We start from the raw sequence: 13554 nt of genomic DNA on the forward strand, positions 1-13554 counted from the left end.
TATGAATCTTCCTCCCTGAATTGGTCTTAGCAACTTTATTCTAACTGGAAAGTTCATATGTTTCTATTTTTTTGTGTAAAAATAGGCGTGAATGAATTTCTTCATCCACACCAAAAATTATACAGCCGAAAAACTCCTTTAAACTATTAAAGGAGTTTTTTTTAGTCATATTCACCTATTTATTAGCATACTTAAAGGCTGTCCCTAAAGAAACGTTGCAGATAGTCGCAATTTCTCTAATTGTTTTGTACTCTTCTTTATATAACTTTTTTATTTTAGCGGCTTTATCACTATCAATCCTTGGTCGACCAATTTTTTTAATGCTTTTTTCAGGTCTTCTTAAAATGGTTTTTTCTTCGTCTTTTTTTAAGCGATGCTCATTTTGGACTAATTCCCAAAGCAAGTGAAAATATTGTTCATCGCTGATACTCTGTCTTTCAGGCCGCTTTAAAAAAATAATAATTTTCTTTTTTTCCATAAGGCTCTGAAATATCGAAAATAAGTCGTTTAATGAACTATCTAAAGCAACAAGTGAGTTAGCGTGAAAAGTATCCTCTGGCGCAATGTCAGGGAGTACGTTTTCAAAGGAAAGATCGCTCTTTATTGCGGGATCTCCTAGGAGAATAATCTTATCACAAAAATTTAACGGGTTATAAAATTTTAAAATATCCGAACTATTCATAATACCAATTTTCATAAATATACTCCTAACACGTCTTCAACCTATGAGCAGCAGCCATTGATTTTAAGTAGGCCCAGACTCTGACGCCACTGTGGTAACTGACAATTTAAATAAAGTAAATAACTCTTTACTTTGGTCTTTAATGACAAGGATATCTGCCCCAAACTCCTGGACTAAATCTTGTGTGCCTGCTTGGGAAGGCTCTTTTTTACTGAGGTTTATACCAAATTCATGGAGTCGTTGATAATAACGATTGAAAGCTATTTGCCGCTGGATACTTAATGAAGAACCAGCTTGAACAGCATTAAAACTTGCTAATCGAGCTGAAACTTCTCTAATGCTTTCATAAATAGATTGATCGTCAGATTCTGTGGCCAGTTCTAAAAGTATTTCAGTTTCCCTAATCAAAAGATGGCTTTCTAACAAGTGGTCGGCGTCATCTGCATTAAAACTTTTAGCGTACTCCTCTTCTAAGTAAAAAGCACCACCAATTAAGATACTAGTTAAAATGACTAAATAGAGCATTCTTTTTTTGAGTACTCGCTGTTTTCTTTTGAGTTTTTTGATTTTTAAAGGATGGGACTTGCTTTTAGCCTTGTGTAAAAAAAAATTAACGAGATTGACATTTACTAAGAGGAAACTTAAGCCAGCTAAAGCATATAATGTCAGTAATACTAGAGTCTCTATTCTCACTGAAGTACCTTCCTTTCCTTAATCAATTGAACTAATTTTCCGTTGCCTAGCTTTTTGACGCTTTAAATCTTTATAAGATTCTTTGATCACAATGTACAAGACACCAGAGACGATTAGCAGACTGATAAAGATCACAATTAACATACGTGTCGACAAACCTTGGTCGATAATTAAACTAACGTCTTGCTCATTAAATTTTCTAGCGTCACTTTCGCTAATTGTGAACTCTTTCTCCCATTCCCAAGCCCCGCCTGCGTCTGTAGTCACAAGGATTCTACTATGGTATTTACCTGGAACCATGGCTTCCCCGTTTAATAACACAGGGAAAAATATTTGACTATTTGGAGCCATTCGCAATTGGCTTTTTTTAGTTTCGTAAGTGACATCCCCTAAGGTGTCATGGCTGATAACAACCATGACAGTCATATTTCCAACAAATTCCCCTTGAGTATTGGAGAAATTTACGAGGAAAGCATTACGAGAATTTTTCAATTCAGGAAAAACATCTTTTAGTTCTAAGTTTTCTTCGAGCTCCTCTTCTCCCTGACTTAAAATCATTCCAATTAAGTACGCAAACTTATTGACAATCATACCGTTGTCTGTTGTTTCTTCGCTCTCGTCACTAATTTCTTGAAGCTGGATTCCACCAGCTATTAAGCCACTAACTGGTGTACTAGGCATTTTTATTAGTAATTGCAACTCTTCCTGGCTTTCAGGCGGGAGTGTTATTCTCTCAGGCCCGGTCACAATTGCCGAAAAGTCGTGTTGTAAACTTTCATCATTTGGAATGGCGTTAGGTCCATACTCGATTACCCCGTTACTATTAGTTTTAGCAGCATTAAGATCGACTTGTATCTCAATGCTTTTTTGTGATGTATTATTTAATCTGATTAAGACAGTTTGCTCTTGGGCTGTCGCCATTTCTAAGTCGAAATACCCAACCTGGGAATTCTTTTGATTCTCAGGTTGGATGACTTCATAGGAAAACCCAATTAACTCACTTTCTTCATCGGCATAACTAGTTGATATTGGTAAAAGTAGTAGAATTAATAAGGTAATTACAGATAAATATTTACTTAATCCATTCATGAAGAAACTCCTTTTGTTTAAAAATGACAATCCTGGAAACTGGCTTCTTGAATTATCGTGCGTCAGTAATATACCAAGTTACTTCTCCAACATAATCTCCCACTCGTAAGATGTTCTCCCCTGGAACTTTTAAATTAACGGAGCTGTCTGCTGTACCGTTATCAATTTCCCCAAAAATGATTTCAAACATTCCAAACCCTTTACCTGGTTCTTGATTATTTAAGACTTCCACACTATCTTCCAAAGTAACTTCGAAACTTGTGCTTAAAACATTTTGAGAGGGAATCGTGGCATTATTTGTACCTGAAACTAACATGGCATTTGAGTAATCTAATGAAGCAGCAACAATCCGATTGTTACCATTAGTGAATTCTTTCGTTATTTTAGTACTAATTTGATAGAAATGTTCATCAACATTGCCACGTTTGTCTTGAAAACGAATAAAATTAGGCATTGTAATCAATTCCTCAGTTGGATCACCGTTTTCATCGGCAATTGCTGCTACAAAAGCTTTAGCTGGGAAAACTTTATTTGAGTCGTCTGTCATCAATACGTGGGAATCAAAGTCTAGATTGCTAACGGATAAGACTTTTAAGGGCGCCGGATCCGTATTAACTGGTGGTTCCGTAATTTCTGGCTCGGTTGTTCCTGGCGGGGTCACTGGCGGAATAGACGTGTCTTCGGTAAAATTAATAATTCCTTCACCAGACCAGTCTGTGACCGCTTTGGCCGTATAACTTAGTAAGGCTGACGTACTTAAAAAGATGATCCCTGTTAATTTTAGTAATGTTAGATTTTTTTTCATTGATAATTCCTCCTATGTTTTAGTTCCTCTAATTGTGTCACTATTTTTCTATGACTTCTCTTTATTAATGCTGTATCGAAAACAAATCGCTAAAATAATACCTATGCCAATTAAGCTTGTTAATGGTGAAGCTTGGTTGCTCGTTTGAGGAAGTGGCTTTTCATTTATGATAATGGAATCTTTAGGTTTTTCCCCTTGGCTTTTATCATAAAAAGTAATTTTCCCGTTTCCACTAAAATTACTACCATTAATATCCGCCGTAGTTTTTATGCCTCCGATAGGACTGAAGATTAACAAGAGTACCATAGGAAAGGTCATCTTAATAAAATGTTTTTTTATCATAATTTTGACCTCCTGTCGATTATGGTGTCGTTGCTAATTGCCATAAGATAACTGCGCGATAATTACCAGTTTTTTTTATTTTTCCGGCGGGAATGGCTAACTTAAAACCATTTTTATTTTCTGACCAGCCTTGGCTAATATCAATATTCCCTGGTAATAAATGTGTACGAGATTCAATCAAACTCCCTTCAGTATTTAAAATGATGTCATCAGAGTTTCCAAAATCATTTTGATAGCGAATGGCGTCACTTAAAACTTTTGTTTCATCCTCTTGATGTTGCAACGGACTTTCGAGAGTAGCGTAAATCTGCCAGTGATTTAATTCTGCTCGGTTATCCCAAATAATCAGTGGTGAATCAAAATCTGCCTGATTTAATTTAGTCCCGAAAATACTGTTAGTCTGATTGCCGAAATCAATCGTTGTGGGGCAGATTTGATAAACAAGTGTCCAGTGAGTTCATAACTTAGTTGTCTTTCTTCATGGGTAATTTCGACTGCTTCTTCTTGAGGTGGTCTTTTGACAATTAAATAATTTTGTTCTTGTAAGAGTTCTAGGATGTCAATAATTTCTGCGTGTTTTGTTAAATCAATTAATTCGCCAAGGTCGCCTTCAATTGTTAAAGAACTGTCTAAACTTTCACCTACTTCATTCAAAAAATTGACTTGTAGAGTTCCTCGACTTTGGGTAACTTCCACCTTAATTTCTTGATGTAAATCCTTGTCCAGTTCAGAATGTTCTTTTAAGACAGACAAAGTTAGCAGATAGATACCTGGCTCAGCTGTCGGACTCAGTCCTTGCCAGTCACTAATTTCAATCATTGGTGTTAAGTCAGTAATCACGCCATCAACAATTTTAAAAGACTTGGCTTGACTATTTCTCAAGAGATACTCGAGTAATTTTTCGTCACTCATTTCATGAAGTTCTAAATCTTTCATTTCCACATTAACGGCTTCTAATTGACTGCTTTCCGGGTGAACGATTAAGGTTCCATCAATGCTTTGACTATTGCCCGCTTCATCAAATAAGTCAACCGACACTGTGTGTTCACCTAAGATGCCCATTTGCTCTTCTATTGGTAAATGATTTTCTTTGCTGTAAGCGTAGGTGAATTCTTGTTCCAAAGGATTGGAATCTTTTGGATTCATGACAAAACTTTCAGGCTTAGGAACTGCCTCACTTAAACTAGCGTGGTAAGTTTTACCCTCACCTTCAGGTGGCGTTTTATCTAAAACAACTTGGGTCTGTTCATCTGTTTTGCCATCTAAAAATGCATAGGCGGTAATTTTTGTGCCAGCCTTAAAGGAACTATCAGATGGTAAAGAATAAGTATAATTTCCCGACTTGTCGGCGATTACAGTGAAATTATCTGTAAATAAAGGGTCAAAATCATCTTCAGCAGTAACGGGACTTTTGATTTGGTTACTTTGAGGGTCAATTTCAGGTGGAATAGAAGAAAGGACAGGGGTCGTTGATAGTCTGACGTAGGCGCCAGGATTTGTTGTGCCAACAATTGTTTTTGAGTTGCTATCACTTGGTTTATCAGTAGCGACACTTGAGATCATAAGGGCGACGTCGGGGATGTGGCTGAACAAGACTCTTTGACTATTACGAGTCGTAAAAAACGCCTTGAAATTCGTAATATTTTCTGGAGTCAGTGAGGAGGCTGTTTGGACATTTGCATTTGTGCCTGAGTACATGATCGACATGCCATACATCGGTGACCAGTGGAAATTCGGATCCGCAGTGAAGTTGTTTCGTTGCCAGAGACTGACTTTTTGAATATCAACGTCTAACTTCCCCCCAGAGCCTGAGATATTAATTAGGCCGTTACTTGTTCCTGAGCCGCTGAAAGGGGCTGTTCTTTCTAAGTCAACGACTTCTGCGTCTCTGAAAGCAAATGAAGAGTTGGCACTAGCAAAATAGAGTAAGGATTGACTTTGAGAGGTGCTGTCACTTTTGACAATAAAACTGCCTTTCTTTTCCACTTGAAAGGAAGCGACACCATCAACATGGACAATATTAGAGCTTGAGGAAGCCATGCCATGACTACGAATGTCTAAGAGTCCTTCTTCAGCCACTGTTAACTTTGAGCCGGTACTAAGCCTTACAATGTTTCGATTGTCACTATTGGCATTACTTGTATGGCCATTAACGGCAATAAACACTTTAGCTTTACGACCGATACTTAACTGACTATTGCTACCAATTAAAGCGACAGCGGAATAATTTGGTTTAGGAACTAAATAAAGTTCTGAGCCTTCTTCCATTACAAAATTTCCGCCTTCAATGCGTAAGTTTGTTTGCTCCCCATCTCGTTCCCCAGTTAAATCGTTTTGAGCAGCTTTCGTAACCATAGTGGAATTTTTTTTCATTAAAAAATCCCCACTCCGGCCAAGGAGAATGTTCCCAGCTCTCAAAGAGAACATTTCGAAATGAGCATCCTCTGCTAACGTTAAATTCGTAACATACATATTAATTTGACGATCCCCATCTGTTAACCAATTATTTCTAAAAATAGTTGAGTAAGAAGCAACTTGCATGTTCTTAGTTGTTCCTGAGATAGTAACGTCAGTTCGAGGGGAATGAATGAGTTGACTGCCGTAGTTAATTATATTGTGATAAGTAATTGAAGATTTCCCTTGATTAGTCGTATTTAAATCGTTCAAAGTCGTAAAACCATAAATATTACCATGGTAAATCGTTAAATCTTTCCAAATCAAATGCCAACCACTCGTCGTACCAGTTAAATTGCTGTTGTCATACAAGAGACTAAGGGCACCAAAGTCCATTAAATGACCGTTCCCTTCAATCGTAACCTTTCTAGCAATGTTTGTTGGGGTAATGTGCATATAGCGTGAAGTCCCAGAAACATTAGTGTTATTTCGCCGTGTGACATCTTCTAAACCATCACGTGGCCGGTTAGGAACTAAAATGTCAGCAGTGATATTAATCGTTGAGACTTGATTATTGACTAAGGCCCGGATAAATTGGTGCCAATTTGTGACATTGGCTTTAGTAGACCTCAGGACATCAGTCTTTTGCTCTGTTTGATTTAAAATCGGCAAGTGACTAGAGTCAGTTTCAGACTTTTCTGTACTAACAATCGCGGAATTAAGCTCTTGCTCCTCGTCGATAGTCTGGTGACTTTCTAGCTGAAAATCATTATTTTTAGAATCAGTTGTGACTTCCTCTAGTTTTTCAGCTTTAAACGTACTTAAATTTCCAGGTAATAAAAAAATCGATAATATAACGATGAATGATAATAACCAAGAAATTTTTCTCACTATGTATCCTCCCTTCGCGAAAAAAATAAAATATCATCCGTGATAAAACAACTCTATTTTCTCATTTCTCAAAACGAACGATTTTTAAAAGTTTTTCTAAAACTAATGCTATCATAACAGCTTTTGTAAGTCTACAAATTGATAAAAAGATGTTCGCTTTCTCATTTAACTACAACTTTACGAACGAGAAATGAGAAATGTTTTATCGCAACTATTATATTAGTACAAGTTAATAAAATAACAAGGTTTTGTCAGATATCTGGCTATATTTGTTCTTTAACTACTCACTATTAAGGGTTTTTAAACTTTTCAAGCCACAAACTTTTTATGACCACCTGCCCCATATAAGACAAAACAATGTCAACTTGCTAATCTAAACCAATTAGACTCTTATACTAGACCTGACCACTTTTTCACTTTATACTAAGGTGATAGAAGATTTTGGAGGGGTTATTTATGGTTTTTACAATTTTAACAATTATTTATTTAATTAATGCGATAGCCGCAGGGATTACCATTTTAATGAAACCTCGTGATGTTGCTGCCATCTGGGCCTGGTTATTAGTTTTGATTAGCATTCCAGTTGGTGGATTCGTGATTTACTTATTTGTTGGCCGAGGTTTAGGCGATAAGAAAAATTTCAAATTAGACCAAAGTGATCAAGAGGAAATTGACAAACTTCGGGATTTCCAAGGTCAAGCAGCAAATTTCTATGGTGAAAATGGCGCTCGTGAAGAAAATGAAAATTTTGTTCAATTCTTTTCTAACTTAAACAATTTACCAATTACCGAAGAAAACGACGTTGAAATAATTACTGATGGCACAGATAAATTTCAAAAGATGTTAGCCGATTTTCGGGCAGCTAAGTTCAGTATTCATATTGAATATTATGCCTTTGTGACTGACGAAGTTGGTAGTGAAATACTAAAAGTTCTTGAAGAAAAAGCTGCAGAAGGCGTTGAAGTTTGTTTACTTTACGATGCCTTTGGTTCACTAGGAACGAAAGATCGGGATTTTAAAAAGTTACGTTCGTTAGGTGGGATGGTTCAAACTTATATTACGTCCCAGCGCTCTTTAATGAAATTACGTTTAAACTATCACAATCACCGTAAAATTGTTGTCGTTGACGGTACAACAAGCTACATCGGTGGCTTTAATGTGGCGAATCAATATGCCGGTGTGACAAAAAAGTTTGGCTACTGGCGTGATACTCACTTACGGATTCAAGGTCCGGCGGCTTCCTTATTACAAATACGCTTTATTCGAGATTGGAACGTCTCTCGTCCTCATCAAGAAAAGCTGGAATATAAGTCTGCCTATTTTTATCGTTCTGAAGAAGACTTACCTAAAGGGGATACGGCAATCCAAATTATTGCTAGTGGACCTAATAATGAAGATGAACAAATTAAATTAGCTTTCATTAAATTGATTACTTCAGCTAAAAGACGTTTATGGTTACAGACCCCCTACTTAGTTCCTGATGACAGTGTCCTGGCAGCCTTAAGAATTGCTGCGCGCTCAGGTGTGGACGTCAAAATTATGATTCCTGACAAACCGGATCACCCTTTTATTTATCGAGCAACCCAGTATTATGGTCGTCAGCTAATTAAAGAAGACATCGAAATTTTAATTTATGAAGGTGGCTTTATGCATGCTAAAACCTTAATTATGGATGATGATATTTGCATCGTTGGTTCTGCGAATCAAGACATTCGTAGTTACAAACTTAATTTTGAAGCCAGTGCTGTTCTTCATGATCCAGTGATTGTTGATAAGCTAGCCAAGATCTTTGAAGCAGATCAAAGAACATGTTCATACTTAACACCAGAAGTTGTTAAAGAGATGTCCCCTTGGTTAATTTTTAAGCAACAAATTTCCCGTTTATTATCACCAATCTTATAGACTAGTCTGATCCTTACAAGATAGCCAAAAAGCATTGATTCCCTGATTCTGAATCAATGCTTTTTTTGCTATAGTCTTTTTAGTTAAAAATCATGGTTAATTATTTCTTGAAAGTAAAATTGCTCATTTTCAAAAATGAATTTTAAAATGCAACAATTTCTAAGGGGCTCATTAAGTGTGAGTTTTTGATTATGTTCCCAAGCACGCATAAAATTGCGGCAAGCTGCTCCGTGAGAAACAATTAGTAACGTCTCTTTGTGGCTCTCGTTGATACTAGTTCGAAAATTGTTTTAGAAATTCGCTGGGTCAGTTCTGCTTGACTCTCACCGCCAAAAGTGACAAAAAAGTCATTATAAGGCAGTGGTGGGTTTAAGTCTTCGCTTTCACCTTCAAACGTGCCAAAGTTCCATTCTTTCAAGCCTTTGACACGCTGATAACTAAGTTGATTGTCAGTGACAAGCTCTAAAGTATCGGAAGCTCGCTCAGAGGTTGAGCTATAAGCCTCCTCAAGCGTGATTTGCGCCTTTCGAAAGTATTCGCCAGCAACTTGTGCCTGTTTAATTCCGAGAGCTGTTAAAGGGGCATCTGACCAGCCTTGAATTTTTTTTCGTTCATTGAATAAGGTTTGACCGTGACGCATTAAATAAAGGGTTTTTGACATAATACCAGACCTTTCTTAAGTCATTTTTATTAATTTCAGTCTACACTGAGAGTGACAATAAAGCCAATGCTTGATAATTAACAAGCTCATGCCTCGAAAGCATCAAAAAAAGAACATCGTCAGACGATGTTCTTTCTTTGTTTTTTATTCAAATACGAATTGATTGTTGTATAGCTCAGCATAGAATCCATCTTGAGCTAAGAGTTCATTATGAGTCCCTTCTTCAATGACTTCTCCTAAATGTAAGACTACAATGTAGTCAGCATTTAAGATTGTTTTTAAACGATGAGCAATCACGAAACTTGTGCGGCCAGCGATGATTCGCTCCATGGCTTTTTGAATGCGACTTTCCGTCACTGTATCAACGTTACTAGTGGCTTCATCTAAGATGAGTAAGTCAGGGTTAGTAATAATCGTCCGGGCAATACTAATTAATTGCTTTTGGCCGACACTAAAAATGTTGTTTTCGTCACTAACTGTCGTCTCGTAGCCTTCCTCTAATGACATAATAAAGTCATGGATATTAGCTTGTTTAGCGGCCTCTTCCACTTCTTGATCAGTAGCTTCTGGTTTACCAAAGACAATATTATCGCGAATTGTTCCGGTAAATAAGACAGAATCTTGTAAAACTATCCCAATCTTTGAGCGCAAGCTTGGTAAAGTTATGTCGCGAATGTCTTTACCATCAATTAAGATTTCACCATTATCCACATTATAAAAGCGATTAAGCAAGTTCATAATCGTTGTTTTACCAGAACCAGTCGGCCCAACTAAAGCCACCATTTGACCTTTTTTCGCTTCAATATTAATGTCTTTTAAAATCGGCCTATCTTTTTGATAAGCAAAATCGACATGCTTTAATTGAATCCCAGCATTAACGCCAGTAATTTCAGAAGCGTTTTCCCGTTCACTTTCATCTGCTTCATCAAAAATTTCATTTAAGCGGCGAGCGCCGGTAAAGGCTAACTGGAGCATGCTAAACTGTGATGAAATTTGCGTTAAAGGCATGTAGAACTGTTGGGAATATTGGACAAAAGTCACAATTAAACCTAAGCCTGCTGCCCGTTCGATACTCGCATCTAGTACTAAATAACTACCGAAAAAGATGACGATGGCGGTGTTGAATAAAGCCAAACCTTGCATTGTCGGGAAAAGTAACCCTGAATAAACTTGCCCTTTGAAAGTGGCTTCTTTAACTTTTTGATTAAACTCAGTAAAGCCAGTCATTGTCTCATCTTCTAAACCATTTGTAATAATGACTTTTTGACCAGAGATCTTTTCATCAATGTAGGCATTTAGCTCACCAATACTGTCTTGTTGAACATTAACATATTTACGAGCTTGGCGAATAATTATCACTGCCACAAGGATCGCCACTGGCGCCATTCCTAAAGTCGCCCAAGACATTTGAACGTTTTGGCGGAACATCATTAATAAGACACCAATCATCATCGAAACATTTGTTAAGACTTGGATTAGGGCTTGGTTCATTGTATTAGAAATATTGTCTAAATCTGAAGTAAAGCGACTAAGAATCTCACCATCTTGATGGCTGTCAAAGAAACGGATAGTCATTTTTTCGATTTTTTTAAATAAATCTATACGCATCGTATTCGTTGAACGACCAGTTACCCCTGCCATTAAAATATTTTGAATAAACATGGCAATCCAGTTCATCACGTAAAGCATGACTAATAATTTCATAATGTCGCTAAATGGTGATTTATCAGCTGCACCAGTTGCCATAAAGGTCCCTGCGTACAAGGCTAATTCTTCTAAGCCTTTACCGATTAATTCCGGAGTCTTAACTTGGAGATATGTTGAAAAGATAATAGCGACAATAATAATCAGTAGTTGCAATTTATAAGCTTTTAAATACTTCCAAAAGAAGGCGTTAATACTATTATTTTTTTTCATCTACTCCACCTCTTTCCCTTTTTGAGTCTCGTAAATCTCACGGTAGACGGGACTAGACGTAATTAATTCCTGATGGGTACCAGTTGCAACAAGTTCTCCTTGATCAAGGACTAAAATTTGATCCGCTTGAACAACAGATGAAATTTTTTGGGCGATGATAAAAGTTGTCGTGTTTCCTAGCTCGTTGTTCAAGGCTTCTTTGACTAATTTTTCTGACTTTGCGTCTAAAGCACTCGTACTATCATCTAAAATTAAGATTTTAGGCTCCCCGATTACTCCCCGAGAGATTGATAAACGTTGCTTTTGCCCCCCAGAAAAATTGGCTCCCCGCTCTTCAACTAAACTTTCACAGCCCTCAGGTTGCCGATCAATAAATTCTTTCGCTTGGGCAATACTAGCAGCTTTTTCCATTTCTAGCTGAGTTGCTTCCTTTTGACCATGGCGAAGATTTTCAGCAATTGTCCCTGAAAATAAAATCGCCCGTTGTAAGACTAAAGCCACTGACTCTCGTAAATTTTCTTTATTAGCTAATTTTAAGTCAATCTGATCAATTTCCACACTACCTTCAGTCGGATCGTACATCCGGGCAATCATTTGCGCTAAAGTAGACTTACCTGAGCCAGTTGCTCCGACGACGCCGATTGACTGACCATGACTAACTTCAAAACTAATGTCTTTCAAAGACAGTTGATCCTCACCTGGGTATTGAAAAGAAACTCCCTTAAAGCTGACAGCGCCAGATTCAATAAATTCTTGGCTATCAGAGTTAAAAGTAATGTCTGGCTCTGTTGCCATGATTTCATTTAAACGACCTAAAGAAATAAAGGCCCGTGAAGCCATCATCGTCATCATACCACCGATAATAATCGCCATCATAATTTGCATTAAGTAATTCATAAATGAGGCAACAGCCCCGATGACCGCTAAATCTTTGGTTGCTAAGTCAGCTGAAAAATAAATTGCTACGACAATTGCCGAGCTAGAAATAAAAGTAAAGGTTGGGATCATCACGGAAAATAAGTTTCCGACTGAAATCGTATGTTTCGTTAATTTACCACTAACTTTTGCAAAACGTTCTGTTTCATTGCCTTCTTGGACAAAAGATTTCACTACCCGCATCCCAGCTAAATTTTCTTTAGCAATGCCATTGACTTGGTCCAAATATTTTTGAATCATGCCAAAATGCTTACCCATCATCCCGAAAATCGTCATCACCGTTAATAAAACTAAGACGACTAATAGAATAATTACCCACCATAATTGTGGCAAAGTTAACATGGCTAAAATAAAGCTTCCGACGAAAAGAATCGGAATTCTTAGTAAGGATTGCATGAACATCATGACTAAGTTTTGAATTTGCGTAATGTCATTCGTTAAACGAACAACTAAATTCCCTGTCGAAAACTGTTCAATGTTACTAAAAGAGAAAGTTTGGATCTTTTTGAAACCAGCTTCGCGAATATCAGCAGCTACTTCTTGAGCCACTTTAGCTGAAAGAATCGTATTAATAATTCCGGCGATTAAGCCTACTGCTGCGACTGCTAATAAACTGATACCAATCTTTAGCACGTCATTTTGGCTATCAGGGCTATCTGAAATAATCGCATTTAATATTTTTTGAAGTAACTTTGGTTGCCATAACTGAGAGCCTACAATCAGACACGTTAAGCCAAATGACAACAACACCGTACTTAGGTGATTTTTCATGTTATTAATTAATAAAGACATACACAACCTACTTTCCTTTTTAGTCAGAGTTTCATCATACTTAAAATAAAATTCTTTTTCAAGTATATTTTCGAATTATCTCAAACTCCTTAAAAAACCGCGTAAAAAGAGGCTCTAAGTAAACTTAGCGCCTCCCTGATAATTGGGCTGTATAATTTTTGGTGTGGATGAAGAGATTCATTCACACCTATTTTTACGCAAAAAAATAGAAACATATGAACTTTCCAGTTAGAATAAAGTTGCTTACACCAATTCAGGGAGGAGAATTCATATGTTTCATAACGATTATATCCGATTATCACTTAATTTAAAAGACCCCAATATCACATTTGCTGAAAAAGCATGCGTTGAACAAAAAATAAAAGGCGTTACTGCAACCCTTTATTTTGCTACTTTGACTTATACACCCACTCATTGTAAATGTTGTGACCGAGAAAACACTGATTTTCT

10 protein-coding genes and 1 pseudogene are annotated in these 13554 nt (G+C 37.0%); 1 reads left to right on the forward strand and 10 read right to left on the reverse strand.

Annotated elements, in window-relative coordinates; all coding sequences use genetic code 11:
* Positions 1 to 175: 175 nt before the first annotated feature.
* The 7 genes from CBF35_RS14555 to CBF35_RS14585 form a co-directional block, all read right to left on the reverse strand.
* A complete protein-coding gene (locus CBF35_RS14555) occupies positions 176 to 697 on the reverse strand; it encodes a helix-turn-helix domain-containing protein (RefSeq protein WP_126782502.1) in 522 nt (173 codons plus the stop codon).
* Positions 698 to 745: 48 nt separating this feature from the next.
* A complete protein-coding gene (locus CBF35_RS14560; RefSeq protein ID WP_126782504.1) occupies positions 746 to 1375 on the reverse strand; it encodes a hypothetical protein in 630 nt (209 codons plus the stop codon).
* Between the two features lie 18 nt (positions 1376 to 1393).
* Positions 1394 to 2464 carry a WxLIP family cell surface protein gene (locus CBF35_RS14565; RefSeq protein ID WP_126782506.1) on the reverse strand — a complete coding sequence of 357 codons (1071 nt, stop codon included), beginning with the start codon at positions 2462 to 2464 and terminating at the stop codon, positions 1394 to 1396.
* Positions 2465 to 2516: 52 nt separating this feature from the next.
* The gene (locus CBF35_RS14570; protein ID WP_126782508.1) at positions 2517 to 3269 is read right to left on the reverse strand and encodes a WxL domain-containing protein; all 753 of its coding nucleotides are present in this window, start codon (positions 3267 to 3269) and stop codon (positions 2517 to 2519) included.
* Positions 3270 to 3317: 48 nt separating this feature from the next.
* Positions 3318 to 3611 (reverse strand): hypothetical protein, encoded by a 294-nt coding sequence (locus tag CBF35_RS14575; protein ID WP_126782510.1) that lies wholly within the window; start codon positions 3609 to 3611, stop codon positions 3318 to 3320.
* 19 nt (positions 3612 to 3630) lie between these two features.
* On the reverse strand, positions 3631 to 3894 hold the full coding sequence (locus CBF35_RS14580) for a hypothetical protein (RefSeq protein WP_126782513.1): 264 nt from the start codon (positions 3892 to 3894) through the stop codon (positions 3631 to 3633).
* A gap of 89 nt (positions 3895 to 3983) precedes the next feature.
* On the reverse strand, positions 3984 to 6896 hold the full coding sequence (locus CBF35_RS14585) for a pectate lyase-like adhesive domain-containing protein (protein WP_126782515.1): 2913 nt from the start codon (positions 6894 to 6896) through the stop codon (positions 3984 to 3986).
* Between the two features lie 456 nt (positions 6897 to 7352).
* On the opposite strand from CBF35_RS14585, the gene cls reads away from it, so the two are divergent.
* A complete protein-coding gene (gene cls, locus CBF35_RS14590; RefSeq protein WP_126782517.1) occupies positions 7353 to 8798 on the forward strand; it encodes a cardiolipin synthase in 1446 nt (481 codons plus the stop codon).
* Positions 8799 to 8881: 83 nt separating this feature from the next.
* On the opposite strand, the pseudogene CBF35_RS14595 reads toward cls, so the two are convergent.
* From CBF35_RS14595 to CBF35_RS14605, 3 genes and pseudogenes are all read right to left on the reverse strand, one after another.
* Positions 8882 to 9459, reverse strand: a pseudogene (locus tag CBF35_RS14595) (histidine phosphatase family protein).
* 144 nt (positions 9460 to 9603) lie between these two features.
* Positions 9604 to 11376 (reverse strand): ABC transporter ATP-binding protein, encoded by a 1773-nt coding sequence (locus tag CBF35_RS14600; protein ID WP_126782519.1) that lies wholly within the window; start codon positions 11374 to 11376, stop codon positions 9604 to 9606.
* On the reverse strand, positions 11377 to 13104 hold the full coding sequence (locus tag CBF35_RS14605; RefSeq protein WP_126782521.1) for an ABC transporter ATP-binding protein: 1728 nt from the start codon (positions 13102 to 13104) through the stop codon (positions 11377 to 11379).
* Positions 13105 to 13554 lie beyond the last annotated feature (450 nt).

This window comes from Vagococcus salmoninarum, assembly GCF_003987495.1.
Taxonomy (GTDB): domain Bacteria; phylum Bacillota; class Bacilli; order Lactobacillales; family Vagococcaceae; genus Vagococcus_D; species Vagococcus_D salmoninarum.

Coding starts and splice junctions, on each gene's coding strand:
- CBF35_RS14555 (WP_126782502.1), bottom strand. CDS start 697: ATGAAAATTGGTATTATGAATAGTTCGGATATTTTAAAATTTTATAAC.
- CBF35_RS14565 (WP_126782506.1), bottom strand. CDS start 2,464: ATGAATGGATTAAGTAAATATTTATCTGTAATTACCTTATTAATTCTA.
- CBF35_RS14570 (WP_126782508.1), bottom strand. CDS start 3,269: ATGAAAAAAAATCTAACATTACTAAAATTAACAGGGATCATCTTTTTA.
- CBF35_RS14575 (WP_126782510.1), bottom strand. CDS start 3,611: ATGATAAAAAAACATTTTATTAAGATGACCTTTCCTATGGTACTCTTG.
- cls (WP_126782517.1), top strand. CDS start 7,353: ATGGTTTTTACAATTTTAACAATTATTTATTTAATTAATGCGATAGCC.
- CBF35_RS14600 (WP_126782519.1), bottom strand. CDS start 11,376: ATGAAAAAAAATAATAGTATTAACGCCTTCTTTTGGAAGTATTTAAAA.
- CBF35_RS14605 (WP_126782521.1), bottom strand. CDS start 13,104: ATGTCTTTATTAATTAATAACATGAAAAATCACCTAAGTACGGTGTTG.